24 protein-coding genes and 3 tRNA genes are annotated in these 25,473 nt (G+C 66.5%); 13 read left to right on the top strand and 14 right to left on the bottom strand.

Annotated elements, in window-relative coordinates; translation table 11 throughout:
- Positions 1–32: 32 nt before the first annotated feature.
- The 3 genes from EDF58_RS02060 to EDF58_RS02070 all read right to left on the bottom strand — a co-directional run bounded on the left by EDF58_RS02060 (position 33) and on the right by EDF58_RS02070 (position 3,460).
- Complete coding sequence (locus tag EDF58_RS02060; RefSeq protein WP_132262238.1) at positions 33–1,427, bottom strand: peptide MFS transporter; 1,395 nt, start codon at positions 1,425–1,427, stop codon at positions 33–35.
- Between the two features lie 342 nt (positions 1,428–1,769).
- The gene (gene aroB / locus EDF58_RS02065; protein ID WP_132262240.1) at positions 1,770–2,882 is read right to left on the bottom strand and encodes a 3-dehydroquinate synthase; all 1,113 of its coding nucleotides are present in this window, start codon (positions 2,880–2,882) and stop codon (positions 1,770–1,772) included.
- Entirely contained in the window at positions 2,873–3,460 is a 588-nt protein-coding gene (locus tag EDF58_RS02070; RefSeq protein WP_132262242.1) for a shikimate kinase, read from the bottom strand. The genes aroB and EDF58_RS02070 overlap by 10 nt, the downstream gene beginning before the upstream one ends.
- A 58-nt stretch (positions 3,461–3,518) precedes the next feature.
- Here EDF58_RS02070 and EDF58_RS25760 point away from each other — a divergent pair, with 58 nt between their 5' ends.
- The 4 genes from EDF58_RS25760 (at position 3,519) to EDF58_RS02085 (ending at position 8,080) form a co-directional block, all read left to right on the top strand.
- Positions 3,519–3,692, top strand: coding sequence for a hypothetical protein (locus EDF58_RS25760; protein WP_165921316.1), 174 nt, complete (start codon positions 3,519–3,521; stop codon positions 3,690–3,692).
- Positions 3,689–5,611 carry a hypothetical protein gene (locus tag EDF58_RS02075; protein WP_132262243.1) on the top strand — a complete coding sequence of 641 codons (1,923 nt, stop codon included), beginning with the start codon at positions 3,689–3,691 and terminating at the stop codon, positions 5,609–5,611. Before EDF58_RS25760 ends, EDF58_RS02075 begins: the two co-directional genes overlap by 4 nt.
- 5 nt (positions 5,612–5,616) lie before the next feature.
- A complete protein-coding gene (locus EDF58_RS02080; RefSeq protein ID WP_132262245.1) occupies positions 5,617–6,495 on the top strand; it encodes a tyrosine recombinase in 879 nt (292 codons plus the stop codon).
- Between the two features lie 79 nt (positions 6,496–6,574).
- Complete coding sequence (locus tag EDF58_RS02085; protein ID WP_132262246.1) at positions 6,575–8,080, top strand: M48 family metalloprotease; 1,506 nt, start codon at positions 6,575–6,577, stop codon at positions 8,078–8,080.
- 167 nt (positions 8,081–8,247) lie between these two features.
- Here the strand turns inward: EDF58_RS02085 and EDF58_RS02090 are convergent, their stop codons facing one another.
- Positions 8,248–8,445 (bottom strand): Flp family type IVb pilin, encoded by a 198-nt coding sequence (locus EDF58_RS02090; protein WP_132262248.1) that lies wholly within the window; start codon positions 8,443–8,445, stop codon positions 8,248–8,250.
- Positions 8,446–8,571: 126 nt separating this feature from the next.
- Entirely contained in the window at positions 8,572–8,772 is a 201-nt protein-coding gene (locus EDF58_RS02095) for a Flp family type IVb pilin (RefSeq protein ID WP_347812881.1), read from the bottom strand.
- 100 nt (positions 8,773–8,872) lie between these two features.
- On the opposite strand from EDF58_RS02095, the gene EDF58_RS02100 reads away from it, so the two are divergent.
- The 4 genes from EDF58_RS02100 to EDF58_RS02115 all read left to right on the top strand — a co-directional run bounded on the left by EDF58_RS02100 (position 8,873) and on the right by EDF58_RS02115 (position 9,671).
- Positions 8,873–9,310, top strand: a complete 438-nt coding sequence (locus EDF58_RS02100) for a (deoxy)nucleoside triphosphate pyrophosphohydrolase (protein ID WP_279388299.1) — start codon at positions 8,873–8,875, stop codon at positions 9,308–9,310.
- Between the two features lie 44 nt (positions 9,311–9,354).
- A tRNA-Arg gene (locus EDF58_RS02105) sits at positions 9,355–9,431 on the top strand.
- Between the two features lie 43 nt (positions 9,432–9,474).
- A tRNA-Arg gene (locus tag EDF58_RS02110) sits at positions 9,475–9,551 on the top strand.
- A gap of 43 nt (positions 9,552–9,594) precedes the next feature.
- A tRNA-Arg gene (locus tag EDF58_RS02115) sits at positions 9,595–9,671 on the top strand.
- Between the two features lie 158 nt (positions 9,672–9,829).
- Here the strand turns inward: EDF58_RS02115 and EDF58_RS02120 are convergent.
- A complete protein-coding gene (locus tag EDF58_RS02120; RefSeq protein WP_132262253.1) occupies positions 9,830–10,435 on the bottom strand; it encodes a hypothetical protein in 606 nt (201 codons plus the stop codon).
- A gap of 462 nt (positions 10,436–10,897) precedes the next feature.
- Here EDF58_RS02120 and EDF58_RS02125 point away from each other — a divergent pair, with 462 nt between their 5' ends.
- The 3 genes from EDF58_RS02125 to EDF58_RS02135 all read left to right on the top strand — a co-directional run bounded on the left by EDF58_RS02125 (position 10,898) and on the right by EDF58_RS02135 (position 14,661).
- Positions 10,898–12,364: a phospholipase D-like domain-containing protein gene (locus EDF58_RS02125; protein ID WP_347812882.1), complete on the top strand. Its 1,467-nt coding sequence runs from the start codon at positions 10,898–10,900 to the stop codon at positions 12,362–12,364.
- On the top strand, positions 12,361–12,969 hold the full coding sequence (gene folE, locus EDF58_RS02130) for a GTP cyclohydrolase I FolE (RefSeq protein ID WP_132262257.1): 609 nt from the start codon (positions 12,361–12,363) through the stop codon (positions 12,967–12,969). The genes EDF58_RS02125 and folE overlap by 4 nt, the downstream gene beginning before the upstream one ends.
- 183 nt (positions 12,970–13,152) lie before the next feature.
- Positions 13,153–14,661: a hypothetical protein gene (locus EDF58_RS02135; protein ID WP_243654043.1), complete on the top strand. Its 1,509-nt coding sequence runs from the start codon at positions 13,153–13,155 to the stop codon at positions 14,659–14,661.
- Between the two features lie 2 nt (positions 14,662–14,663).
- On the opposite strand, the gene EDF58_RS02140 is transcribed toward EDF58_RS02135, so the two are convergent.
- From EDF58_RS02140 to EDF58_RS02170, 7 genes are all read right to left on the bottom strand, one after another.
- Positions 14,664–15,677 carry a type II secretion system F family protein gene (locus tag EDF58_RS02140; protein WP_132262259.1) on the bottom strand — a complete coding sequence of 338 codons (1,014 nt, stop codon included), beginning with the start codon at positions 15,675–15,677 and terminating at the stop codon, positions 14,664–14,666.
- 19 nt (positions 15,678–15,696) lie between these two features.
- The gene (locus EDF58_RS02145; protein WP_132262261.1) at positions 15,697–16,668 is read right to left on the bottom strand and encodes a type II secretion system F family protein; all 972 of its coding nucleotides are present in this window, start codon (positions 16,666–16,668) and stop codon (positions 15,697–15,699) included.
- 28 nt (positions 16,669–16,696) lie between these two features.
- Entirely contained in the window at positions 16,697–17,983 is a 1,287-nt protein-coding gene (locus EDF58_RS02150; protein ID WP_132262263.1) for a pilus assembly protein CpaE, read from the bottom strand.
- Between the two features lie 3 nt (positions 17,984–17,986).
- Positions 17,987–18,649, bottom strand: coding sequence for a CpaD family pilus assembly protein (locus EDF58_RS02155; protein WP_207912796.1), 663 nt, complete (start codon positions 18,647–18,649; stop codon positions 17,987–17,989).
- A 14-nt stretch (positions 18,650–18,663) separates the two neighbouring features.
- Positions 18,664–20,187, bottom strand: coding sequence for a type II and III secretion system protein family protein (locus EDF58_RS02160; RefSeq protein ID WP_132262267.1), 1,524 nt, complete (start codon positions 20,185–20,187; stop codon positions 18,664–18,666).
- A gap of 59 nt (positions 20,188–20,246) precedes the next feature.
- Positions 20,247–21,266: a Flp pilus assembly protein CpaB gene (cpaB, locus tag EDF58_RS02165; protein ID WP_132262269.1), complete on the bottom strand. Its 1,020-nt coding sequence runs from the start codon at positions 21,264–21,266 to the stop codon at positions 20,247–20,249.
- A gap of 159 nt (positions 21,267–21,425) precedes the next feature.
- Positions 21,426–22,124: a prepilin peptidase gene (locus EDF58_RS02170; protein ID WP_132262271.1), complete on the bottom strand. Its 699-nt coding sequence runs from the start codon at positions 22,122–22,124 to the stop codon at positions 21,426–21,428.
- A gap of 146 nt (positions 22,125–22,270) precedes the next feature.
- On the opposite strand from EDF58_RS02170, the gene EDF58_RS02175 reads away from it, so the two are divergent.
- Positions 22,271–23,260 (top strand): alpha/beta hydrolase, encoded by a 990-nt coding sequence (locus EDF58_RS02175; protein ID WP_132264049.1) that lies wholly within the window; start codon positions 22,271–22,273, stop codon positions 23,258–23,260.
- 7 nt (positions 23,261–23,267) lie between these two features.
- Positions 23,268–24,356 carry an FAD-binding oxidoreductase gene (locus tag EDF58_RS02180; RefSeq protein WP_132262273.1) on the top strand — a complete coding sequence of 363 codons (1,089 nt, stop codon included), beginning with the start codon at positions 23,268–23,270 and terminating at the stop codon, positions 24,354–24,356.
- A 37-nt stretch (positions 24,357–24,393) separates the two neighbouring features.
- Here the strand turns inward: EDF58_RS02180 and EDF58_RS02185 are convergent, their stop codons facing one another.
- The gene (locus EDF58_RS02185) at positions 24,394–25,434 is read right to left on the bottom strand and encodes an FUSC family protein (protein ID WP_132262275.1); all 1,041 of its coding nucleotides are present in this window, start codon (positions 25,432–25,434) and stop codon (positions 24,394–24,396) included.
- Positions 25,435–25,473: the final 39 nt, after the last annotated feature.

Genomic DNA, 25,473 nt, shown 5'->3' on the forward strand with positions numbered 1-25,473 from the left:
GATGACGAAAGTCGGGTGGCGATCCCGCCTCGTCAGGCTGGCGCCGGCTCACCTGCCAGGGTCTTGCCCAGCGCGATCTTGAAGGCCGAGAACGCGATCAGGCCGACGGCTGCGGCAGCGACGTGGATCAGCCAGAACGACACGGTGTCCATCGAGGAATACCAGCCGCCCACTTCGCCCACGATCTTGTTGGCGCCGAAGAAGGCCAGATAATAGATGCCGACGACCGTTGCGTTGAGCGCGCGCGGCGCGATCTTGGTGAAGAGCGCGAGGCTTACCGGCATGATGTGCGCGAAGCCGATCGAATTGAACAAGTGGAACATGACCGGCCAGAACAGGCCAATCCGGGCGTCCCCGGCCGCTGCGGCGGCGATGACCAGGCATGACCCGCCGATGATCGAGAAGACCGAGCCGATGATCATCTTGCCCAGTTCGTCGGGCTCGCGGCCGGTGCGATCCGCGTACCACTTCCAGAACGCGGCTACGGCCACCAGCATCGAAAAGCTGAGGGTCGCATCCACGGTGATCATCCAGCTCGTCGGCAGGGTGGTGCCAAAGAAGGTCAGCTGGAACTTGGCGTCCGCCCATACGAGATAGGCGTTGAAGATCTCCTGGTTGGTCATCATCGCGATGGCGAGCACCGGCACCAGCACGGCCAGCGCGCCGAGGCGCGGCCAGTCTCCGCGGGCGAGCCGCGAGCGGGGCGACTTGTCGCCCTTGGCCGCGCGGTTGTCGGCGGGCAGCCAGTGCCCGGCCTTGAGATAGATGACGAGACCCAGCACCATGACGATCCCGGCCGTACCGAAGCCGTAGTGCCAGCCCACTTCCTCGCCCAGCGTGCCCGCGATCAGCGGCGCGACGATCACCGAGACGTTGATGGCGATGTAGAAGATCTGGAACGCCATGGCGCGGCGCAAATCGCCGGGCTTGTAGAGTTCGCCGACCTGGCTGGCGATATTGCCCTTGAACAGGCCGACGCCGACCACCAGCGAGATCAGGGCGAAGAGGAACATGCCCTCGAACGCCATGAGGAAGTGCCCGAGCGACATGACCACGGCGCCCGCGATCAGCGTGGCCTTGCGGCCCAGCCAGCGGTCCGCGACGATGCCGCCCAGGATCGGGGTCAGGTAGACGAGCGAGGTGTAGTCACCGAAGATCGCCGAAGCCAGCGGCTGTCCCTCCAGCCCGGCGTAGTGCCAGCCGCGCAGCCAGGACAGGCCGGCGACTTTGCCGACGTTCTCCGGCAGCAGCAGGTACTTGACCATGTAGAGCACGAGCAGGGTCTGCATCGAATAGTACGAGAAGCGCTCGCATCCCTCGACGAAGGAGAGATAGCCCAGGCCCTTGGGGTGGCCCAGGAATGCGCGGTCGTTGCGCTCGATTTCCTCGGGGAAGTCGAGTTCGGGAGTGGCTTCGGAAAGTGTCATGGCGGTCTGGTGCGGCCCGGTACTTTTGTTATCCAAGCGCGCACCATAGTGGCGCGTCATGGTAATGTCACGTCAGGCAAAGGATTGCGCGGCCCGCGAGGCCCAAGCGCCTCTCTCCAAACGGGAAAAGGCGACAGACCCGATCGACCTGTCGCCTTCCCGTACGCCCCCGGACCTCCCAAAAAAGGGTTACGATCGGCGCCACATTCCCGCGTGGCGGGACAGAATCAGAACGTGCGGAAAGGCGTCGGGTTTCGGCAGTCACCGCGCGCGAGGCACGGGACATCGGAACATTTGCGCGTGAAATCAGTCGGTCGGGCGCGGATATGCGCCGAAGGCCGATCAGTCCGGGCGGGCGAGTTCCTCGTCGAGGAAGGCGGCGACGTCCTCCAGCGACACCTGCTTGTCGAGGTAGGTCTGGCCGATTCCCTTGAGCAGCAGGAAGGGCAGGGTGCCCGCGTCCATCTTCTTGTCATGAAGCATGTGATCGACCAGGCGGGCGCCGTCGCAGTCCAGACCCAGCCGCGCAAGCCCGGCAGGCAAGCCGATCTCCCCGATATGACGGGCGATATGCTCGGCGCTGGCGCGCGGCATGAGTTCGCGGCGCGCGGAATAGCGTGCGGCCAGCACCATGCCGAGCGCCACGCCTTCGCCGTGGAGCAGGCGGTCGGAAAAGCCGGTCTCGGCCTCCAGCGCATGGCCGAACGTGTGGCCGAGATTGAGCAGCGCGCGCTTGCCGGTGGTCTCGAACTCATCCTCGGCAACGATGCGGGCCTTGCTCGCCACGGAATGGGCCACGGCATATTCGCGCAACTGGCTGTCGCCGGCGATCATGGCGGCCGCGTTGGTGTCGCACCAGGCGAAGAAGTCGGCATCGTCGATGAGGCCGTACTTCACCACTTCGGCATAACCGGCCAGGAAGTCGCGCTCGGGCAGCGTTTCCAGCGCGGAGAGGTCGGCCAGGACGAGCGAAGGCTGGTGAAAGGCGCCGACGAGGTTCTTGCCGGCGGGCGTGTTGATCGCGGTCTTGCCGCCCACGCTCGAATCGACCTGGGCCAGCAGCGTGGTCGGCACCTGGATGAACTTGCAGCCACGCTTGAGCACGGCGGCGCAGAAGCCGGTGAGATCGCCGATGACACCGCCGCCCAGTGCGAGGATGTGATCGCCGCGCTCCACTTCCAGCGAGAGCAGCCAGTTCACGGTGGCGGCCAGTTCTTCCCAGGACTTGGTGGCCTCTCCGGCGGGCAGGATGCGCCAGTGCGGCTCATGGCCGTTTTCGCGCAGGCTGGCCTCTACCACGGCGCCCCAGGCGGCGTGGACATTGACGTCGGTGATGATCGGCACGCCGCGCTTGCGCAGGAGGCCGCGGCACTGCGGGACGAGTTCGGCCAGGAGGCCGGCGCCGACGCGCACTTCGTAAGGGCGGCCGGCGATATCGACGGGGATTACAGCCATTGCGAAATTCCCTGCAGGACGTTGTTGATCGTCTGGACGTGCGGCCCGCTGTGACTGAGCACATGGATCGGGGCCTGCGAATAGTGCGGCCGCCGGTCGTCACGCAACCTGCCGAGGATCTCGTGCGGGTCGCCGCCCTTGAGCAGGGGGCGGTTGTCCTTGCGCGCGGTGCGCTCGACCAGGGTTTCCACTTCGCTGTCGAGCCAGACCGTGATGGCCTTGTCCAGAATCAGCTGCCGCGTGATCTCGTTGCAGAAAGCGCCGCCGCCCGTGGCGATCACGCAGCGTCCGACCCTGGAATCCGGCCCGGATTCGATGAGGCGGGAGATCACCCGGCGCTCGCCGTCGCGGAAGTAGGATTCGCCGTAGGTTTCGAAGATTTCCGGGATGGTCATCTGCGCGGAACGCTCGATTTCCTCATCGGCGTCCACGAAAGGACATTCGAGAAGCGTCGCGAGCCGCTTGCCCACGCTGGACTTGCCCACGCCCATCATACCCACCAGCACGATGGGGCGATCGATACGCCGCGCGAGTGCGGCAATTTCCTGCGCGGAAAACCGGGTTTGTTGAACGTCCATTGCTCCATCGCCTATAGTTGCGCTAGGTCGCAGCGCAAGCATCGGTGAAGGAAGGCGAGTGACGATACAAAAACGCAGGCGCAAGTTCTCAGGCGTGGCTGCCGTTTCCATCGTCGCTCCGGTGGCAATCCTGGGGGCGGTCCTGTTGGGCGCCTGGGCATGGTCGGACGGCGGCCGTTCGCCGGTGCGCGATATCGTCGAGCCAATTCCGGTGCCGGAGCTGCCCCGATGAGCCTGGGTGTACGGTCCTGGCATCTGCTGGCCGGCGTTTCGCTGGCGCTGACTTCGGTATGGGCAGTGGCGCAGGATGCGCCCGAATCGCTGCTGCCGAAGATGTTCGACGAACCGCCCGCGCGCGCCACACCCAGCGCCGCGCCTGCTGCGCCGCCGCGGCCGTCCAGCCGCCCGGCGGCAAGCCCTTCGGCTGCCGCACCGGCATCGCCGTCGAGCGCGCCGCGCTCGGTTTCGACCCCGGTGATCCAGGCATTGCCGGTGGAGGATGCGCCGAGCTTCCCCACCAGCGGCTTCGTGACGACCGACGCCAGCGGCAAGAGCACGCTCACGCGCATGCCCACGCTTGAAGAACTGCAGGGCATGTCGCCCGAGGCCTTCGAACAGCTCCTGACCGACAAGCTCGATCTTGACATGCCGGCGGGCGCTCGCCGCTCGATGGAGCAGATCGGTCTGGTCGACGAGAGCGAGGGCGGGATGGCCGCAGCTTCGCTCTCCGCCCAGAACCCCTATCTGGTGCAGACCGCCATCGCCGCCAATCGCGGGGCGCTGGTCTCGCGCTGGGGGCATATCCTGCTGCGCCGCGCGCTCGCCTCGCGGCTCCAGGCGCCGCCGGGCATGAGTCCGCAGCAATTCCTCGGCCTTCGCGTAGGCCTGCTGATTCGGATGGGCGAAACGGATGCCGCCCGCGCGGTCCTGCAGGGGCTGGATATCTCGAACTTCACGCCGGGTATTACCCGCGAGGCTTTCGACATCTACCAGCGCACGGCCGATTTCACCGGCATGTGCCCGGTGCTCTCGATCCAGGGCATGCAGGACGACACTGCCGAATGGAGCGCCGCGCAGTCGATCTGCGATGCCTTCCGGGGCAGTGGCGCCGCCGCGCTCGCCCGGCTGGAGCGGGCCCGCGTCAGCGGCAAGATGCCGCGGATCGATTCGCTGCTCGCGCAGAAGTACGCCGGCGCTGCGGGACGTTCACGCAAGGCCGTGACGATCGAGTGGGACGGCGTCGATACGATGACGCCCTGGCGCTACGGCCTGGCGATCGGCGTCGGCCTCACCCCGCCCGATAGCGCCATGTCCGGCGCCGGGCGGATGTACGACTATGCCACCGCGCTTGCGCCGATGGTCGGCCTGGAGCGCCGGGCCATTGCCGCCGACCGGGCGGCGGCCAGCGGCGTGCTTTCCAATGCCGCGATGGTCGACCTTTATTCGCAGGTCTATGCCGATCCCGAAGTGACCGGCGAATGGCAGAAGCGCGCAGAAAGCCTGCGCGATGCCTATACGCTGGAAGCGCCCGGAGCGCGCCTTTCCGCGATGCAGAACCTCTGGACCGGCACGACCGGGGAGGCTGCCTATGCCCGCCAGGTGCTGACCGCCGCAGCCGCAGCGCGCATCGCGCCGAGCAAGGACATGGAGGACGATGCCGCTGCGCTGATCGCCTCGATGCTCTCGGCAGGTTATGATACTAATGCGCTGGCCTGGTCGCCGATCGTGGCGTCGGGCAGCGAGGGCTGGGGCCTGCTGACGCTCGCTGCGCCGGGCCGTATCCGGGCCGTGGATTCGGGCGCGGTGGATACCTATTACGGGGCCGACGACAGCCAGAACAAGCGCCGCAGCGCTTTCCTTGTCGCCGGACTTGCCGGACTGGGCCGGATCGATGAAGGCGCGGCCTCGCGCTATTCGGGCGACTGGGGCATGCAGCTGGACAGCGCGACCCGTTTCACCGCCGCCATCGACAAGGCGGCCGCGGACGGCGATGCCGCCAGCGTCGCCCTGCTTGTCGGTCTCGGCATGCAGGGCAGCAGTTGGCAGCGGATGACGCCGCGTTACCTCTACCACATCGTCTCTGCGCTTCGCACGGTCGGCCTCGATGCCGAGGCGCGGATGATCGCCGCGGAAGCCGTGGCGCGGGCCTGACCGGGATGGCGGGCGGAAGCCACGCCGAACGGTTCCTGGCGATGCTGGCGGCCGAACGCGGGGCCGCGGCCAACACGCTCGCCGCCTATCGGCGCGATCTTGCGGCCGCCGAGGCGGTGCTGGGCGATCTTGCCGCTGCCGACGGCGATTCGCTGGCCGGGCTGGGAGAGGCCTGGACCGGGCTCGCGGCATCCAGCCTTTCGCGCCGCTGTTCGGCGCTCCGGCAATTCTATGGCTTCCTGGTGGACGAGGGCCTGCGTGCAGACGATCCCTCCGGCTCGCTGCCGCGCCCCCGCACGCGCAGGCCCTTGCCGCGTCTGCTTTCGCATGCGGAAGTGGAGCGGTTCCTGGCCACGGCCGAGGCAGAGGCGGCGGGGGAGCGCTCCGACGCGGTGCGGCTGCTGGCGCTTTTGGAATTGCTCTATGGCTCGGGCCTGCGGGCCACCGAACTCGTTTCGCTGCCGGTCGCCGCGGTGCCGCGCGATGCGCCTTTCCTGCATGTGACGGGGAAGGGCGGGCAGCAGCGCATGGTGCCGGTGAGCGGCCGTGCGCGCATGGTGCTTTCGCGGTGGCTGGCGGTACGACGCGGCACGTCGAAGTTCCTGTTCCCCTCCACCGGGGAAAGCGGCCATCTGACGCGGGTGCGCCTGTTTCAATTGCTGCGGGCGCTGGCGGTGCGCGCGGAGATCGATCCCACGCGCGTGTCACCGCATGTGCTGCGCCATGCCTTCGCGACGCATCTGCTCGAAGGCGGGGCGGACTTGCGCGTTCTGCAGATGCTGCTGGGGCATGCGGATATCGCGACGACCCAGATCTACACGCATGTCGACAGCGCGCGGCTGGTGGCGCTGGTAAACGCGCGCCATCCACTGGCGCGCGGCTGAGCGGAGGGAACCTCGCATTATCCTTCCCGTTGCTTCACGGGAGAAACGCGAAGAATTGCCATCGTCCGAGGGGAAGAAGATGTCTGCATACCAACCGGTTCGGGCGCTCAGGGGCGCTTTCGCCGCTACTTGCGCGGGCGCCGCGCTGCTGGCCCTGGCGCCAAGCACGACAGGCGTTGCCGTCGCCGCCGCGGCCCGTCCGGCCACTGTCAACGCCATCAGCCGTGCCGACAAGGCGGAAGGTGCCAAGGCGCACCCGGATCTCCTCGCCGAATTCGGCGGCGCCGTGACCGGCCCTCAGGCCAGTTATGTCGAGCAGGTCGGCAAGACCATCGCCATCCAGTCCGGCCTTTCGAACGCGCGCGGCGACTTTACCGTCACGTTGCTGAACTCGCCGGTGAACAATGCCTTCGCGATCCCGGGCGGCTATATCTACGTCACCCGGCAGCTCACGGCCCTGATGAACAACGAGGCGGAACTGGCCGGGGTGCTTGGGCATGAGGTCGGTCATGTCGCCGCGCGGCATTCGGCCAAGCGACAGGAAGCCGCCTCGCGTAACCAGTTGCTGGGCGTGCTGGGGTCCTTGCTGTCGGGTGTCCTGCTGGGGGACAGCGCTTTCGGCAGGCTGGGGCAGCAACTGGCCTCCCAGGGATCGCAAATGCTGACGCTGAAATATTCGCGCAGTCAGGAGCTGGAAGCGGACCGGCTTGGCATCACTTACCTCAAGCGGGCGGGCTACGATCCGCGGGCCATGGCGACCGTGCTGGATAGCCTCGCGCGCCAGACGGCCCTGGAGGCGCAACTGCGCGGCACATCGAATCAGGTTCCGCAGTGGGCCTCGACGCACCCGGACCCGGCCTCCCGCGTGCGCGATGCGCAGGCCCAGGCAGGCGCATCGGCGACGGGCATGACCAACCGCGACGAATTTCTCACCCGGATCGATGGTCTGGTCTATGGCGATGATCCCAAGCAGGGAATCATCGACGGCAACCGTTTCACCCATCCCGAACTGCGCCTCGCGTTCCAGGCGCCCGAGGGGTTCTATCTCGTGAACGGAACCCAGGCGGTTTCGATCAACGGCGATTCGGGGAAGGCGCAGTTCTCGGGCGGTCCGATGGGGACGGGGCTGGACGCTTATATCCAGACGGTGTTTTCCAGCCTCACCGAATCAGGACAGGCGCGGATCGTGCCGTCCAGCATCGAGCGTGCGAACGTGAACGGCATTTCGGCAGCCTATGGCGTGGCGCAAGTGCAGGCGTCCAGCGGTCCGGTGGATGTGGCGGTGTTCGCCTACGACTTCGGCGGCGGCAGGGCCTATCACTTCCTGACGATCACGCGCGTCGGCGGCGCGGGCGCGTTCAACGCGATGTTCAAGAGCATGCGCCGGATTTCCGCAAGCGAGGCGGGCCAGGTCAAGCCGCGAAGACTGGGGGTCGTGACTGTAAAGGCTGGCGACACCGTGCAGTCGCTGGCATCGCGCATGGCGTACAGCGATGGGGCCGTGGAGCGGTTTCTGGTGCTCAACGGACTGGGGAGCGGTGCGCGGCTGGCTCCGGGGCAGAGGGTGAAGCTGGTGACGTATTGAGGCGCGGTTTCAGCGATCAATGGCGGACCGTTATGCTGATGGGTCTGGAAACAAGTTTAGGATGAGGTCAGGTTTGACGCCAATTTCGGTATCAGCCTCAAACGGTTGACACATGAAAAAAGGGCGGCAGGTTTCCCCGCCGCCCTCCAACACTTGAATTAGACCAGTTACTTCACGACGTCGCTGCCCTTAGCGTCGTTGCCTGCTTCGATCGCGGTCGACGTCTTGGTGAAGGTCGTGTTGAGCTGCGAGCCCAGGCCCTGCATGGCGGCGATCGCGGCGACGGCGATCAGAGCGGCGATCAGGCCGTATTCGATTGCGGTGGCGCCTTCTTCGTTGCGGCGCAGCTTGGCGAGAAACTTCATGTCATGTCTCCTGAATGAAAGCAGTCTTGTGTACCCGGTCCGCCCCGCCAGGCACTCGCTTCGGCGCTTTGGACAGATTGGGATCTAGGCTGGAAGTGTTGAAAAAAACTTAAACAGAGAAAGTAATTATTGACCGGATGTGGCCGCTGCAGACTTATCACTGACGGATGTCCACAAGGCGATCGTTTCCGATGCAAGGCTGTTGAGCGCGACAAGTATGGCAAGCACGATCATGCCCAGAATCAGGCCATACTCTATTGCGGTGGCGCCATCTTCATCTCGAAGAAGGCGGGCAAGAAATGATGATTCTGTCATGAATACTTGCAATGCCCCCAATCATTGATTGAATTAGCGTCTTAGCGTTAAAGAGTTCCTAAAGGAGGGCGTTTCCCTGGAAAATTTCCTTACACCCTTGCTGGTCGTCGCCGTGGCTCTGCTACGCGCGGACGGGCGCGTGCTGATGCAGCAGCGGCCTCTGGCGACGCAACACGGTGGGCTCTGGGAGTTCCCCGGCGGCAAGGTCGAGGCAGGCGAGACGCCCGAGATGGCTGCCGCGCGAGAGCTCCATGAAGAGCTGGGCGTGGCGCTGGCGCCGGAAGCGCTCATGCCGGTGGGCTTCGCGAGCGGGCCGGGGAGCCTGCCGTCCGGAGACGAGGCTGCCAAGGTCGGGGCCAAGAGCGGAGGCGGCCGTGCCATCGTCATTCTTCTTTATGCGTGCCGTGCCTGGGAGGGCGAGCCGGAGGCCCATGAGGCCGAAGCGCTGGGCTGGTACATGCCCGGCGAGATCCCGGGTCTCGACATGCCGCCGCTCGACTATCCGCTTGCCGCAGCCTTATCCACAATCTTGACGCAGAACGCGATATAGGCGTTGACGGCAAGGCGAAGCGCTCCTATTGGCGCCTCTCCAACGCGCCCGTAGCTCAGCTGGATAGAGCATCAGACTACGAATCTGAGGGTCGGACGTTCGAATCGTTCCGGGCGCACCATTCTCCTTCGGGGGGTATGGTCTTTGGTTGGAGAATGACATTTGCGCCCGTAGCTCAGCTGGATAGAGCATCAGACTACGAATCTGAGGGTCGGACGTTCGAATCGTTCCGGGCGCACCATTCTCTCCTTCGGCAGGGAATGGCACTACATAGGGCAAATTGTGCGCCCGTAGCTCAGCTGGATAGAGCATCAGACTACGAATCTGAGGGTCGGGCGTTCGAATCGCTCCGGGCGCACCACTTGCACCAATGCACTAAAAACCCCGCGGAGCCTGGCTCCAGCGGGGTTTTTCGTATCCACGATTACAGGCGGGCTGAGAGGCCGAAGCAGGCTGAAACGAAAAAGGCCGGAAACGCAGCTGCGCTCCCGGCCTTTCGATCAGATTGCCCTCAGGCGATTACTGGCCGCTGGGGGTCTCGCCCGCGGCGGCAGTGGCCGAGGGAGCCGCCTGGGCATCCGCACCCGGCTGGCCGCCGGCGCTGGCCTGCAGCTGCGAGTTGAACGCCGTGGACGTCATGCCGAGCGTCAGCGACTTGTCCGCGCCGAGCCCGAAGTAGGACTTCTTGAGCTGGGCGACCGAGCCGTTGTTGAGCGCCACGAAGACGTCGTCGCCTTCGACCTTGCTCACGGTGCCGAGAACGACGCCGTCGCTGCTCTTGATCGGCTTGTCGGCCACGAAAGCGGTGGCGAGTTCGGCGCTGCTCTCAGCCTTGGCACCGTTCACGGCGGCTTCGAGATCGGCCTTGTTCATGCCGATGGTCAGGCCCTTTTCGCGCATGGCGAAAGCGGTGCCGGGCAGGCCGGCGCGGGCCGTGCCTGTGTTCACGGTGACGACACCGTTCTGGACCGCTTCCACGGTACCGACTTCGGAGCCATCGGGGGCATAGACCTTGGCACCTACCGTCGGGGCGGCGGTGGCGGCAGCAGCCGTGCCCTGAGCCATGACGGTCACCGGGGACAAGGTCGCGGCGGCGATCGCGGCGGCGATGAGAGATTTCTTCATGGCATACTCCTTCTCGATGCGGGAACCGACCCAACGGTTCCGGCTCGGAGGCTTCCGACGCGCAATCGCTGCGGAAGCGTGAATGGTGGTCCGGAAAATTCACGACCCGGACGATTTGTTCCAACCCGAAAGCTGGAAGCCCGTTCCGCGTGGGTTAGCACTGGGAAGGAACGGACTTTGACGGTGCATGTTGCACACTTGCAACGGAATGGCCGCTGAACGGTGCCGGATCAACCGTCAAAGCGGCTCTTTTTTACGGTGAAGTGGCGGAAATCGGCCATTCGCAGGTTTCAGGGGCGGCGGGGCGTGTCACATGTCGGACAAATGCCCTTCGGAACATCCCTCGATCTCAACCCTTGATCGCGGGCGACGGCTGATCCAGCAAGGTAAGTGATGATACAAAACTCGGCTAACGGGGGAGGCCAGGACCCAGCGGCTTCGCCATCGGTCTGGCGCTACGCCATGGCGAAGCGCGCCTATGTGGTGATCGACGCGGCCGACTATTTCGAACTGATGCGCGGCGTGATGGAAGAAGCACGGCAACGCATCTTCCTGATCGGCTGGGATTTCGACTCGCGTATCCTGCTCGCCTCGGGTCGCCGCTGGTGGCAACGCGGGCGGCGCCAGAAATTTCCCGCGCGGCTCGGTTCCTTTATCATCTGGCTGGTCAAGTCGAACCCCCGACTGGAGATCCTGCTGCTCAAGTGGAACATCTCGCTGGTGAAGTCGCTCTTTCGCGGGACGATGGTCTTCGACCTGATCCGCTGGGCGTTGCAGGCGCGAATCGATTTCAAGTTCGACGGCGCGCATCCGATCGGCTGCAGCCACCATCAGAAAATCGTGGTGGTGGACGATGTCTTCGCGGCGTGCGGTGGTATCGACATGACTTCCGATCGCTGGGACACGCCGGATCATCTGCCCAAGGACCCTCGGCGGCGCCGCCCGACCGGAGGGCTCTACGGCCCCTGGCACGACGTGACGATGGTGATGGAGGGCGAAGTGGCCGCCGTGCTGGGCGAATTGGGGCGCGAGCGCTGGAAGGTTGCGGGCGGTGCGGAGATCGCGCCTTGCGTGCCGCAGGACTTCAGCCCCTGGCCTGACAAGCTCCGCGCCGAATTCGAGAATGTGGAGGTCGGCATTGCCCGGACCCGCGCCGAATATGGCGAGTGCCCCCAGGTCAGCGAGATCGAGGCCCTGTTCGTGGAGCAGATCCGCCGCGCCCGCCGCTTCGTCTATGCCGAAACCCAGTATTTCGCCTCGCGCGCGATAGCCGAGGCGATCTGCGAACGGCTGCTGGAAGACGATCCGCCGGAGTTCCTGATCGTCAATCCGCTGACGGCGGACGGCTGGCTGGAGCAGGTGGCGATGGATACCGCGCGGGTCGAACTGGTGCGGACGCTGGGCGAGGCGGACCATGCCGGTCGCTTCCGCATCTACTATCCGGTCTCCGCGGACGGCACGCCGATCTATGTCCATGCCAAGCTCATGATCATCGATGAAGAAGTGCTGCGGGTGGGTTCGGCCAACATGAACAACCGTTCGATGGGGCTCGATTCCGAATGCGATGTCTTCATAGATGCGGCGCGGCCTGCCAACGCCCATGTCTCGCCGGCGATCGCGGGTTTGCGCCATCGCCTGCTCGCCGAGCATTGCGGCGTGATCGAAGAGACCATCGCCGAGGCGCTGGATCGCCATGGCTCGATGCTGGCGGCGGTCGAAAGCCTTGTGCCCACGGGCAAACATCTGGAACCCTTGCCCTTGAAACATCTCTCCGAAGCTGAAAGAGCGCTGGGTGAAAGTGCTCTGCTCGACCCGGAACGACCCGGAGAGATGTTCGAGCCGATCGAGCGGCGCGGTCTCTTCCGCCGCAAGGGGCAGCTCATGCGGCTGCGCCTCATGGACAGATTGCGAAGGAGTAAGAAGGGATGAGCAGCCTTGACGGTCCCGACGAGGACAACCCGCTGGGCAAGCCGGCCGTCCCCGACCATGTGCAGCAGGCCATCCGCACGCTGATCGAGTGGGCCGGAGACGATCCCGCGCGCGAAGGGCTGATCGATACGCCCAAGCGCGTGGCCCGCGCCTGGAAGGAATATTGCCAGGGCTATGGCGAGGATCCGGCGATCCACCTCAGCCGCGTGTTCGAGGAAGTGGGCGGCTATGACGAAGTGGTGCTGCTGAAGGACATTCCCTTCCAGTCGCACTGCGAACACCACATGGCGCCGATCATCGGCAAGGCGGCGATCGCCTATCTGCCCAAGGACCACGTCGTGGGCATTTCCAAGCTGGCCCGCGTGCTGCACGGTTTCGCGCGCCGCCTCCAGATCCAGGAACGGCTGACCGCCGAAGTGGCGCAGTGCATCTGGGACCATCTCCAGCCGCAGGGCGTGGCGGTGGTGATCGAGGCCAGCCATGCCTGCATGACCGCGCGCGGCGTGCGTACGCCGGGCGTCAGCATGATCACCAGCCGCATGATGGGCACTTTCCTCGACGACGAACGCAGCCGCAAGGAAGTGCTCAGCCTGATGGGCTACTGAGCCGGGCATTTCGGCCACGCAGCGCGCGGCCTTGTCCAGTGCCAACGTTCGGGATAGCCATCCGAACCCGATTATCCCCGCTTCCGCAGCGCAGGGGGCTTGAACAGCCTCTCGCGCTGCGGTGAAGGAAAGCGCGTGCCATGCAGGTGATGGGCATGCGCGGGGCATGAGCCGGGGGACAAGGTGAGCGGACGGATCGAGACGAGCGAAGGACGGCCGGTCGCCGCCGCGGCCCCCACGGCCGAAGCCGGGACGACAGCGCAAGTGTCCTGGGCGCATTGGGCCGCGGCGCTCGTGCCGGCGGCAATGCTCGCCGTGCTGCTGCTCCGCCGGGTCTGGGATGTCGACATTTTCTGGCAGCTCAAGCTGGGCGAGATCATCCTTGCCCATGGCGGCCCGATCTCGCGTGAGCCCTTCGCCGCGCTGCATCTGGGCGAGCCGCTGCCGGCCATCGGCTGGCTGGCGCAGGCCAGCATGGCCTTCGTTCGCGCCATCGGCGGCTGGGACGGGCTGCGGATCTACGATTCGCTATGCTGGCTCGGCGGATTCTGGGCGGTCGCGGCTGCCTGCCGCCTGCGGGGCGCCTCCAGGCTGGCGGTCGCCGCCGCGCTCGTGCTGCCGTTCATCGCTGCTGTCGAGACGGCCAGTATTCGGCCGCAGAGCTACGCCTCGCTCTGTTTCGGTCTGCTCCTGGCGCTGCAGCGCCTCGAATTGCGACCGCTCCCGGCCATCGCGCTGGGCGTGCCCTTGCTCCTGCTCTGGCAGAACCTGCATCCCTCGGTCAGCGTCGGCGCGCTCGCACTGGGCATCCAGACGGTCCTCGGCCTCCTTGCCTGGCTGCGCGACCGCAGCCGTCCCTTGCCGATCGGTCCGGCGATCCTGAGCCTGGCCGCGATCGGCGCGGTCTTCGCCACGCCTGACGGCGTCTCGATCCTGGCGATTTCGGCGAAGAATGCCGAGATGAGCCTTGCGATCGGCGCCAGCGAATGGCGCCCGCTCTGGATCGAGGGCAACCGGACCAACGCCGTGCCGGTCCTGGCCGTGGCCATCGTCGCGTTGTACCTTGTCCTGCGCCAGCAGGAGCGCCGTGAGCCGCGCGAACTGTTGCTGGCGCTGGCCCTCTTCATCCTGACGGCGACCGCTTATCGCTTCGTGCTGTTCTGGGCCCTTGCCCTCGTTCCGGTGATCGCGCGGGCCATGACGCGGGCCGTGACAGGGAGCGAAGAGCGCGCGAACACCCAACGCGCCGCGCCGCGAGGGCTGGCTGCAGCCGCCGTGCTGTTCGTGGCGGCGATCACGCCGATCGCGGCACCGACGCGCTTTGCGCCTACTCTGCCGCTGGGTGCCATCGCGTATCTGAAGACGCTTGACGTACACGGCACCATCTACGCCGATTTCCCCTATGGCGGCCCTGTCATCGACGCGGGCTGGCCGGCCTGGCACGTCGCTTATGACGGTCGCTACTATCGCTACGCGCGCGAGGAGTGGCAGTACAACGGCGGGATCGAGAACGGCTACGTTCCCCTCGTCGACGTGATCGCCAAGTGGCATCCGGCCGCGTTCCTCATCCAGGAGGAGCACAATGCGCCGCTGGCAGGGGAACTCGCCCGCTCGCGGCGCTGGCAGCGGGTCTATCGCGGGCCGGACGGCGTGGTCGTCTATGTCCCCCGCCGCCCGTCGCAGCGCCGCTAGCTCTACTTCGGCGCGTGGGGCTCGCCGCCCGAGAAGGCATCGGCGATCGAGCAGGCGGCCGGGCCGAGAATGACGATGAACAGCGTCGGCAGGATGAACAGGATCAGCGGCACGGTCATGATCGCGGGCAGGCGGGCTGCCTTTTCCTCGGCGCGCATCATCCGTTCGTTGCGGAATTCGGCGGATAGGACGCGCAAGGCCGAAGCCAGCGGCGTGCCGTAGCGCTCGGTCTGGATCATGGTGGTGACGACGCCGCGCATGGCGTCGAGATTGACGCGGTAGGCGAGGTTTTCGAAAGCCTGCCGGCGTTCGGTGAGGAACGACAGTTCGATCGAGGCGAGCGAGAATTCCTCGCCCAGTTCGGGATAGGCGCGGCCGAGTTCGCGGGCGACACGGTCGAACGCGGCGTCGACCGTCAGGCCGGCCTCGGCACAGATCACCAGCAGGTCGAGCGCGTCGGGCAGGCCTTTGCGGATCGCGTCGGTGCGCTTGGTGACCATGTTCTTGATAAAGATATCCGGCCCCTTGTAGCCGGCGATCAGCATCCCCGCGAAGCCCATGAACTTCTTGAAGCTGCTCCATTGCGGAAAGTAGTCGATCCCGTAGATCACCAGAGCAGCGGTGCCGCCCATCAGGATCGGCGCGACGAGGCGGGCGAAGACCACCGCGACTGCCCATTCCTTGTTGCGGATGCCGGCCTGGGCCAGCTTCTGCTCGATGGTGCGAAGCTGGCTGTCCTGCAGCATTTTCAGCTTGCCGAGGAAGGCGCCCATGCGATCGGTGGTCTCGTTCCGGCGCACAACGCTCTGGCGCTTGCGCGGGGCGGTGGCGATCCCGGCCTTGAGCGCTTCGCGGCGCTGGTTGAGCGCCTTGACGCGCTTGGCCATGGGATCGCGCACGGTGACCGCGGCATAGATCGCCAGCAGCACGGCCGCCGCCGCGACGGCCGCGAGCAGCGTGCCGACCATGATGACGTCGAAACCGAGAAGGGTGGGACCGGCAGGTTGGTTTGGCATCGGAACGTCTATCTTTCGCTCAGATCTCGAAACTGACCATCTTGGCCATGATGAAGGCGCCGATGCCCATCCAGACCGCGCCTCCCATGCCCGCCACGATCAGGCGGTCGTCCGTGAAGAACTTGCCGATGTAGCCGGGGTTGATCCACCAGATCATGCCGAAGACGATGAAGGGCAGGGAGCCCACGATATAGGCCGAGGCCTTGGATTCCGAGCTCATGGCGCGGATCTTGAGCTTCATCTGCGAGCGCTTGCGCAGCACGTCGGACAAGTTCGCCAGTGTTTCGGCCAGGTTGCCGCCGGTCTCGCGCTGGATGGCCAGCGTGATGCAGAAGAAGGCGAATTCCGGGATGTCGAGACGGTCGGAAGTGTCCTGGAGGGCATCCTCCATGGTCTTGCCGATCTTGATGCGTTCGGTGACGAGCTTGAACTCCTCGCCCACCGGGCCGGGCACTTCCTTGGCGACGACGCCCAGCGTCTCGGTGACCGGCAGGCCCGAGCGCAGGCCGCGTACCAGCAGTTCGATGGCGTCGGGGAACTTGGCGTTGAATGCGTTGGTGCGCCGCGAGATGAGCTTGTTGAGCACGAAATGCGGAATGCCGGCGCCCATGAACAGCCCGAAGGCCAGCGCCAGGATGAGCGCCTTGGTCTTGAGCAGTACCAGCAGCGTGACGAAGAGGCCGACGCCGCCGGAAACGTAGAGGTACTGGTTCAGCGACCAACTGACGCCCGAGCGGTGCAGGCGCAGGGCCAGGGCGTCGATCCGCGAGCCCGAACCCGCGGTCTTGTGCATTTTCGGGCGGCGCGCGGCCACGGCCTTGCGCATCTGCGCCTCGACGCGGTCGGTCGTGCTCTGCGAATGGCGGTAGCGCACCGACTTCAGCCGGCGCGTCGATTCCTTAGCGGGCGAAGGGCCGGAGAAGGCGACCCAGATAAGCGCCACCGCGCTCGTCAGGCCGATCGCCAGCAGCAGCAACTGCATCATGTTCATGGCTGCTTTTCGCCCCTTTCGCGGCCCCTCAGCGAGGGGCCGTTTCCTTCTTCGCCGCGGCCTTGCCCATGAAGGCCTTGAGGTCGAGCTTGCCGAGCAGCGAAGGCTTGGCGGCAGGGCCGCCTGGTGCCGAGCGGGCCTCTCCGGTCTCTTCGAGGATCAGGCGCGACAGGTCGCGGATTGCGGCACCGGCCCGGTTGGTGCGGTTGGTGTCGGCGAATGTCTGGCCCAGCTTCGCGGCCATCGATGCGGCCTTGAGGTCGTAGGGGATGGCAATCTGCACCGGGGTTTCGATCGAGGCTTCGAAATCGGCCTTGGTGATCTCGGCCAGGCTGGGCTGGATCTTGTTGGCCACCACGAGCACGCGGGCATGCGGGGCATGGGCCTTGAGCCAGGAGAGCATGCGGATCGTATCGCGCGCCGAGGCCAGCGTCAGTTCCACGACCAGCACGACCACGTTCACATTGGCCAGAAGCTGCGGGAAGTTGATCAGCATGTTGCGCGGCAGATCGATGACCGTCATCTCGAAGGCCTGGCGGAATTCTTCCTCAAGCTGCACGAAGGCCGCGCCGTCGGTCATCAGCGGCGTGCCGATGGGGGCTTCGGCCGAGAGGATCGCCAGGTTGTCGTTGGCCCGGATCATCGCGCGTTCGATGAACAGGCCGTCGATGCGGCTGGGGTTCTCGATCGCGTCGGTCAGGCCGCGGCCGGGCTCAAGGTCTAGGCAGAGCGCGCCGGTGCCGAAATGGATGTCGAGATCGAGCAGGGCGGTCGGCAGCTTTTCGTCCGCGCTGAACAGCCAGGCAAGTGACGTCGCCAGGGTGGAGGCACCGACACCGCCGCGCGTGCCGATCACGGCCGTGGAAAGGTGGGACTTGGCCGCGCCGGGCTCATGGCCGCGCGGGGCCGAGAACACGGCCTGCGCCTGCGCCAGCGTATCGCGCACGGTGCCGGGGGAGAGGGGCTTGAGCAGATAGTCCTGAATGCCGCTGGCCAGCAGGTCGCGGTAGAGGCGCACGTCGTTCACCTGGCCCACCGCGATGACGACGGTGCCGGGCTCGCAGACTTCGGCCAGGGCATTGATGTCGTTCAGCGGGTCGCCGCTTTCCGACAGGTCCACCAGGAGGATGTTCGGGCTTGCGGTGATCGACAGCGACTGGACCGCGTTGCGCAGGCCTCCCTTGTTGCACTTCTCCGGCTGCCAGCCCATTTCGAGCGCAATGGGGCGCAGCACGTCGAGCGATGCCTCGTCGCACATATAGGCGGCGAACTGGTCGCGGCCGCCGGGGCCGCCGGATTTCCAGGGTGCGTTCATGGCTCAGTTCGCCTTGCTGGAGGTGGCGGCGACGGTGTTGCCGCCCGTGGGAGTGGCGCTGCGATAAGCCTCGATCGCCTTGGACGCGCTCATGACGGTGGTTTTGCCGGTCGACTGGGCGCCGTGCACCAGGTCTTCGGGGTTGGCGACCATGGCCGCGATATTGGCATTGGTGGCGCAGCCGTAGTTGCTGGTCAGGCCGTTGTTGGGATTGAAGTCGTTATGGGCGGACCAGTCCGGGCAACCCGGCACCGAAGCCTTGGTGCGGGCGATGACGATCCGCGCATTGCCGGCATCGACATAGCCGTCAGTGACCGGCGCGCCCTCGGTGAGGATCAGACCATAGCGTCCGGCCACGGCTTCCACGGCGCTGCGGACGGCGGGATTGCCCGAGGGATCGTCCACGAAGATGCGGTCGCCGTATTTGAGGCCCATGGCCTCGAACCAGCCGGCCAGCCGTCCCTGCTCCCCGGACCCGAGGCCCGAGCCGTCGGTGCGCACGTCCAGCGTGTAGTTGACGCGCTCGATCACGGGCTGATGCACGCTGTTCATCGAACGGTTGGTGGGCATGCCGCCGCAACCGGCAAGGAGGAGGCCGAACGAGAGGACGAGCGAGCCGGCAGCGAGACGGCCGAGGCCGGGACGACGCGCGATCTGGTTGGACATCGGGATCATCTTTCTCAGTTCAGGCTGAAGCCGGGGCGAACGGCGGTATCGGCGGCCGAACGCTTGCCGGACGTGGCGGGTGCGGTGGAGGCATCGCTCGCTCCCGGGGCGGCACCGGCGCCGCTCACGGCTTCCGAGCGCTTGTTGCCGCTGGTGCCGTCGTTTTCCATGTTGCCGAGCAGGCGCTGCAAGTCGTTCGGGGCGTTGAAGCCGTCGGTCGGCAGCGCGATCTGGGAGGCGTCGACCGGATTGACGAGGTAGGGCGTCACCACGATCACCAGTTCGGTCTCGCCGCGCTTGTAGCTGGTGGAGCGGAACAGCGAGCCCAGGATCGGCAGGTCGCCGGCGCCCGGCAGCTTCTGGATGGTATTGGTGGAATTGTTGCTCAGCAGGCCGGCGATCATGAAGCTCTGGCCGGAGCCGAGTTCCACGGTGGTCTCGGTACGCCGCACGGTGAGGGCGGGAACCTCGTAGCCGTTGAAATTGACGGCGCCCTGGCTCGACAGCTCGGAGACTTCCGGGCGGACGCGCATCGAGATGCGGCCATTGGCGAGGACGACCGGCGAATAGCTGAGGCTGACGCCGTATTTCTTGTATTCGATCGACGTGGTGCCGAGCGCCTGGCTGATGGGGATCGGATATTCGCCGCCCGCCAGGAATTCAGCCGTTTCGCCCGAAAGCGCGGTCAGGTTCGGCTGGGCGAGGGTGGTGACGAGGCCGATGGTCTCGCCGGCGTCGAGCGAACCGAGGATGTTCACGCCGAACAGCTTGCCGGCCGCAGCCAGTGTGCTGCCGGCCGTGTTGGTGGTGACGCTGCTGCCGGGAACCGTCGTTCCATCGGGCAGGGTGATGGAGACGTCTCCGCCGACACCCATGGCGCGGCCGGGATGGAATTCGTTGACGGTTCCCTGCCCGATACCGAACTTGAAACCGCCGGTGCCGTCGATGGTGGCCATGTTCACGGCCAGAGACTTGACCAGCGAGCGGCTCACTTCCGCGATGCGGACCTGGAGGTTGACCTGCAGCGGCGTCGCCATGCGCAGGCGGCTGATGACATTGGCATCTTTGCCGACATAGGCCTGGACGAGGCGCTCTGCTTCCGCGGCGTCTTCCGGGGTCTTGACGGTGCCGGTCAGCAGGAAAGTGCTGGAACCCATCGTCGAGACGCCGATCTTCGCTTCCGGCATGGCCAGGCGCAGCATGGCGTCCACGCTGTCGAGGTTCGAACCGACGCGGATGGTGGCAGACCATATCACGGCGCCTGCCGCGTTGCTGGCATAGACCGTGGTGGTGCCGCCGGCCTTGCCGAAGACGTAGAGCTGGCGCGCGGACTTGACCTGCACGTCGGCCACCGCGTCATTGGCAACGAAGACGTCGGCCATGGCGCCGGGCACGTTGATGAGCTGGCCGTTGCCGATCGACAGCGAGAGGTCCTGCGCGGGATGGACGATCGACTGCGCACAGGCGGGCGCGGCGGCCGCGAGCGGCGCCAGCGCGCAGGCCGCGATCAGCAGGGACTTGAGAAGGCGCGGTTGCATCGTGAGACCCTTCGTCGGATGGATGCGCTTTGCGGAGAATGCGTTCTGCGGGCGGGTCATCAGTGGCTGCCGACGGGTTCTTCGGTCGTGTCCTTGCCGCGCGTGACGCGCACGACGGGGCCGGTACGAACGGGCGCTGCGGAAGCGGTCTGGGGTGCGCCGATGACCGGAACGGTGCGGGCCGCCACTTCGGGGCCGGTGGCCGGGCGGCTGGAGCGCTGGAAGCGCGAGACGTCGCCGCCGGTCATATAAGTGGAGGTGCCTTCGATGGGGCGGTTCATGGCATTGCGCATGAGCTGCTCCTCCTGTTCGCGGGTGGCGCCTTCCGGCACCTTGACGTCACCGCTGGCAAGGATCCGCTCGAATTCGCCCTGGTTGTCGGCGATGGCGCGCAGCGAGAGGCTGAGCGTGCCGATTTCCTGCGCCACGGCCACCTTCTCGGCAATGCGCGGCGTCACTTCGAGCGTGACCGTGCTGAAGGCGTGGACCACCGTCTTGCCGTCCACCACTTCGTTGTCCGTGGCCTGGTCGGTGGCGAGCACGCGCAAGTTGCGCAGGATCGTTTCCGATGCGCGCAGGGCCTGACCGCCGTCGTTGCCGGTGACCTGCTGCGTGAGCACGAGGTCAACGTGGTCGCCGGGGAAGACGAAGCCGCCGACGCCGGTCTTGGCGGAGACGGGAATGGTCACTGCGCGCATGCCCGGCCCGAGGGCGGCGGCCAGGAAGCCGCGGTCCCCCGGCGCGACGAGGGCGCCCTGGGTTACTGGCTGTCCGGCGGTGATCTGGAAGCGGACCACGGTGCCGAGCAGCTTCTGCATGTCGGCCTGACCGTCGATGAAGTAGGCATCCTTCACCAGCTCCTTCGGCCAGTCCTGATAGGAGACGGCGTCGGCGGTGATGATCGTGCCCACGGGCAGGGCGCGCTGGGCGACGAGGACCTTGGGCCCGGTCGGCTGGGCAGTCGCCACGGCCTGCGCCTGGGGCGCTGCCGAACCGGCGAACATCGAGCGGGCGCCCATTGCCGTCACCACTGCTATCAGCAGCGCGGCAACCAGCAGCACCAGCTTCTTCCTATCCATGTCTAAGCGACCCCCTGAAAGCCCTGGAGCGGCAGGCGCCGCCCCGAAGGCCGAAATGCGGCGTCAGAAACGCCCTATGCGAAACCCCTGCGCCCGAAGTCACTGCGTTCGTGACTGGGCAAGTGTAAGTAGAATCGCGTAAAATGGTTAAAATCGAGTTCATCGAACGAGCGTGCTGGAAAGCACCTGCTCGCCCATCACCCAGAGCGCCGCCGCCGAGATGGCCACGCCGTAGGGAATGGGCAGGCGCGATTTCTGGCGGCGCATGATGTGGCGGAAGCCGAACAGGAACAGCGCGACCACGGCCAGTGCGATGAGTGCCAGCAGCCATGCCTGGGGAATGGCTGCGTGCACGGCGCCGAGCTGGTCGGGTGAAACCACCGGTCGGTGCATGGCCAGCGCAAGAACCACCGCGCCCGCAGCGAAGACCCAGCCCAGGGCGACGATCCAGCCAAGCGCGTCGCGCACCGCCTCGCCGGGCCGCCGTTCCATGTTGAAGGCGGCCATGGCGATCGAGGCTCCGCCGCCGATCATGGCCATGAGGACGATGACCTGGCCGAAACCGGCAGGCGCGAACCACAGCGCCAGCGCGGTCAGCAGCTTGACGTCGCCGCCGCCCATCTGGCGCAGTGCAAACAGCAGGCATGCGACGACAAAAGTGATCAGGGCCAGGCCAAGCTGCCAGGCCATGTCGGCCCAGCCCAGGCCGATCGACCACCACCAGAACGGCGCGGCTAAGGCGATCGCGAGATTGAGCGTGTTGTCGATCTCCCGGCGCTTGAGATCGGTGAAGGCTGCGACAAGCAGGGCGATTGCCAATGCCAGCAGCAATGCATACGAAAAGGCTCCGCCCGGCATTCGTGAGTTCCCCCTTGGCCCGGGGCACGATCTATCGGACATCGCTTACCAAACAGTAACCACAGTATCGAGGCCGAGCTTAGCCCCATGACTGCAAAATCGTGACCATTCAGGCAACCGAGAGCGAGCCTGTGCCCGGCGAAGGCATGCCGTCCCCCGCCGAGATCGCGCGGCTGGCGGCGAAGGCGCGGCGGGCGATACCCGAAGGCGTCGTCGAGAGCTTCTGGACCGGGCCGAGCGGACCGGAGCCGCTGCGCCGGATCGACTGGCCCGCCCATGCTGCGGGCCTGCCGCAGGCGCGCGGATCGATCCTGTTCCTGCCGGGACGCGGTGACAGCTATGAAAAGTGGCTGGAGACGCTCGAGCAGTGGCATCTGGAAGGCTGGGCCGTCAGCTCGATCGACTGGCGCGGCCAGGCGCTGAGCGGGCGCTTCGGCTTCGACGCCGCGACCGGCCATGTCCCCGACTTCGATGTGTGGATCGAGGATCTCGCCGCTTTCTGGCGCGGCTGGGCGGCGGACAAGCCGGGGCCGCATGTGCTGATCGGTCATTCGATGGGCGGGCATCTTGCCCTTCGCGCCGCGGCGCAAGGCAAAGTCCGGCCCGATAGCCTGGTGCTCTCGGCGCCGATGCTGGGCATTCACCCCGCCTGGCTGCCTGCCGGGCTGCTTCACACGGTGGCGCGCGGGATCGCCGGGCTCGGCGATTCGCGGCGCCCTGCCTGGAAGCACAGCGAGAAACCGGAACTCCTGCCGCAGGCCCGCTCGCATCTGCTCACGCATGACAAGGGCCGCTATTCCGATGAGGACTGGTGGCGCCAGCGCCGGCCCGGCATCGCCATGGGACCGGCAAGCTGGGGCTGGATCGAGCGGGCGCTCGCCTCGATTCGCCTGCTTGAGGCGCGGGGCGTGCTGGAAGCGGTCGACCTGCCGGTGCTGCTGTTGGCCACCCGGTATGACGGGCTGGTCTCCTGGCCGGCGATCCGGCGTGCTTCCCGCCGTCTGCCGCAGGCGGAACTCCTGGCTTTCGGCCACGAGGCGCGCCACGAAATCCTGCGCGAAGCCGATCCGGCACGCGATCGGGCACTCGCGGCCATACGGGACTTCCTGAACCGGACTGCGCGCGTTAGGGGCTGAAACCCTTATGGATGCGAGGTTCGATATCGTCATAGTGGGCGCCGGCATGGCCGGTGCCTCGCTGGCCGCCAGAATGGCGGACCATGCGCGGGTTCTGGTGATCGAGGCCGAGGAGCGCCCCGGCTATCACGCCACCGGCCGTTCGGCCGCGTTCTGGACCGAGAGTTATGGCGGCCCGCGCGTCAAGCCGCTGACGACGGCGTCGGGACCGGAACTGCAGCGGCTGGGCGTGCTGACTCCGCGGGGCGCGCTGACCATCGGCCGAACCGGGCAGGAGCGCGACATTGCCGCTTTCGCCGAGACTTACAGTGCCGTCGGCATCGACGTTTCCATTCTGGAAGCTCCCGAAATCGCCGCGCACATCCCCGATCTCCGTCCCGAATGGACGTGCGGCGTGCTGGAGCCGAGCACTTGCGACATAGACGTCGCCGCGCTCCACCAGCACTACCTGGTCGAAGCGCGCAAGGCGGGCGTCGCCTTGTGGAGCCGCGCCGGGCTCGCTGCCGCCGAACGGGGGCCGCAAGGCTGGTCACTCACCCTTGCCGATGGCCGCCGCCTCGGCTGCGACGTGCTGGTCAACGCTGCGGGCGCCTGGGCGGACACGGTGGCAAGCCGGGCGGGCGCCCGGCCGCTCGGCATCGCGCCTTATAGGCGCACCATTGCCCAGGTGGCGATCGAGCCGGCCGCCCCGGACACGCTGCCACTGGTTCTCGACGTGGCCGGCCAGTTCTATTTCAAGCCCGAAAGCGGCCGCCTCTGGTTGAGCCCGCATGACGAGACGCCCAGTGCGCCCTGCGATGCGGCGCCGGAGGAAATCGACGTGGCGCTCGCGGTGGACAGGTTCGAGCAAGTGATCGATCGCCCGGTTCGCCGCGTCGAGCACCGCTGGGCCGGGCTGCGCTCCTTCGCCCCGGACCGTCTGCCGGTCTACGGTTTCGATCCGGCAGATCCGGCCTTCTTCTGGTTTGCAGGGCAGGGCGGCTTTGGCATCCAGACCGCCCCGGCCGCGGCGGAACTGGGCGCCGGGCTCCTGCTGGGCCGGGCGTGGGGCGAAGTGGATCCCGCTCCCTTCGCGCCAGATCGGTTCGGACGTTAGGGCAGGGCGCCCGCCGCAAGCTTCGTTCCGGCGGGCATCACTCGTTGTTTTCCGCATCGCCGACCCGTGCCGATGCCTTGCGGCCGGGCGCGACGAAGTGCCATGCCAGCAGCACCGGTTCGAGCACGGCCATGCCCACGAAGATGCTGACGAGGCGGTGCACGGCGGGCATGATCTGCGCGTCGGCATAAGAGTCCGGCACCAGCACCACCAGCACGGCGAGCGTGAACTGGAGCCCGAGATAAGTCACGTTCGGCAGGCCGTTTTCGATATGGCGCCCGATGACGATGCCGAGGCAGGTGCCCGCCACGAGCACAGCGGTATTGCCCTGCGCGACCAGCAGGATCGCCAGCGACAGGCCGCCGCCCGCAAGGCAGCCGAGCGTGCGCTGGAACAGGCGGCGCGTCACGGGCACGAAGCCGCTCGCGCCGATGCCGCTGACCGGCACGATCATCACGGCCATGACAGTGACGGCGGCCTGCGCCATCTGCGGCAGCTGGAACACCGCGTGCAGCACCGGCAGCACGGCGATGGCGATACCCGCCTGCGCCGCGTGGCGTGCGGCGTGAGGGTGCCATTTCATCCGGTCCGGCGCGGGCTTGCGTCCCGCGAGCCACTTCCTTCCCGCCAGGGTCGCCGCCGAGAGGCTGACGATCACGCAGGCCAGGGTGCCGGCGATCACTTCCAGCAGGCGGGTCTGCGCGAAATGGATGGTGTCGAGGTCTGGATGCTCCAGCTTGTCGAGCAGGATCATCTCGAAGGTCAGGCCGAACAGCAGCCAGGCATAAGCGCGCCGCGCCGTGATCATGCCGTAGAGGCCCACGGCACCCACCAGCGCCGCGCTGGCCATGGCGAGCGGAAGAGCGTGAGCGGCATAAGGCACGATCGCCAGGGCCAGCAGCGAGCCGATGGCCGTGCCGACGATGCGAAGCACCCCGCGCAGCAAAGTCTCGGCGGTCTCGCTCTTGAGCAGGACGAAGGCGGTGAAGGCTGCCCAGGCGACCATCTGCGCGCCGATCAGGTGAGCGATCAGGATCGCCAGCATGACCGAGGCGACGCAGGCCCATTCGTCGGCCATGCGCGGGCCGGGCGTTACCAGGGCACGGGCTTCCTCGCG

This window comes from Novosphingobium sp. PhB57, assembly GCF_004342985.1.
Taxonomy (GTDB): domain Bacteria; phylum Pseudomonadota; class Alphaproteobacteria; order Sphingomonadales; family Sphingomonadaceae; genus Novosphingobium.

What these genes read in the sequence shown, in the direction of transcription:
- EDF58_RS02060 (WP_132262238.1), bottom strand. Translation starts at nt 1,427, where the DNA reads ATGACACTTTCCGAAGCCACTCCCGAACTCGACTTCCCCGAGGAAATC.
- aroB (WP_132262240.1), bottom strand. Translation starts at nt 2,882, where the DNA reads ATGGCTGTAATCCCCGTCGATATCGCCGGCCGCCCTTACGAAGTGCGC.
- EDF58_RS02070 (WP_132262242.1), bottom strand. Translation starts at nt 3,460, where the DNA reads ATGGACGTTCAACAAACCCGGTTTTCCGCGCAGGAAATTGCCGCACTC.
- EDF58_RS02075 (WP_132262243.1), top strand. Translation starts at nt 3,689, where the DNA reads ATGAGCCTGGGTGTACGGTCCTGGCATCTGCTGGCCGGCGTTTCGCTG.
- EDF58_RS02080 (WP_132262245.1), top strand. Translation starts at nt 5,617, where the DNA reads ATGGCGGGCGGAAGCCACGCCGAACGGTTCCTGGCGATGCTGGCGGCC.
- EDF58_RS02085 (WP_132262246.1), top strand. Translation starts at nt 6,575, where the DNA reads ATGTCTGCATACCAACCGGTTCGGGCGCTCAGGGGCGCTTTCGCCGCT.
- EDF58_RS02090 (WP_132262248.1), bottom strand. Translation starts at nt 8,445, where the DNA reads ATGAAGTTTCTCGCCAAGCTGCGCCGCAACGAAGAAGGCGCCACCGCA.
- EDF58_RS02120 (WP_132262253.1), bottom strand. Translation starts at nt 10,435, where the DNA reads ATGAAGAAATCTCTCATCGCCGCCGCGATCGCCGCCGCGACCTTGTCC.
- EDF58_RS02125 (WP_347812882.1), top strand. Translation starts at nt 10,898, where the DNA reads ATGGCGAAGCGCGCCTATGTGGTGATCGACGCGGCCGACTATTTCGAA.
- folE (WP_132262257.1), top strand. Translation starts at nt 12,361, where the DNA reads ATGAGCAGCCTTGACGGTCCCGACGAGGACAACCCGCTGGGCAAGCCG.
- EDF58_RS02140 (WP_132262259.1), bottom strand. Translation starts at nt 15,677, where the DNA reads ATGCCAAACCAACCTGCCGGTCCCACCCTTCTCGGTTTCGACGTCATC.
- EDF58_RS02145 (WP_132262261.1), bottom strand. Translation starts at nt 16,668, where the DNA reads ATGAACATGATGCAGTTGCTGCTGCTGGCGATCGGCCTGACGAGCGCG.
- EDF58_RS02150 (WP_132262263.1), bottom strand. Translation starts at nt 17,983, where the DNA reads ATGAACGCACCCTGGAAATCCGGCGGCCCCGGCGGCCGCGACCAGTTC.
- EDF58_RS02155 (WP_207912796.1), bottom strand. Translation starts at nt 18,649, where the DNA reads ATGTCCAACCAGATCGCGCGTCGTCCCGGCCTCGGCCGTCTCGCTGCC.
- EDF58_RS02160 (WP_132262267.1), bottom strand. Translation starts at nt 20,187, where the DNA reads ATGCAACCGCGCCTTCTCAAGTCCCTGCTGATCGCGGCCTGCGCGCTG.
- cpaB (WP_132262269.1), bottom strand. Translation starts at nt 21,266, where the DNA reads ATGGATAGGAAGAAGCTGGTGCTGCTGGTTGCCGCGCTGCTGATAGCA.
- EDF58_RS02170 (WP_132262271.1), bottom strand. Translation starts at nt 22,124, where the DNA reads ATGCCGGGCGGAGCCTTTTCGTATGCATTGCTGCTGGCATTGGCAATC.
- EDF58_RS02175 (WP_132264049.1), top strand. Translation starts at nt 22,271, where the DNA reads ATGCCGTCCCCCGCCGAGATCGCGCGGCTGGCGGCGAAGGCGCGGCGG.
- EDF58_RS02180 (WP_132262273.1), top strand. Translation starts at nt 23,268, where the DNA reads ATGGATGCGAGGTTCGATATCGTCATAGTGGGCGCCGGCATGGCCGGT.
- EDF58_RS02185 (WP_132262275.1), bottom strand. Translation starts at nt 25,434, where the DNA reads ATGGCCGACGAATGGGCCTGCGTCGCCTCGGTCATGCTGGCGATCCTG.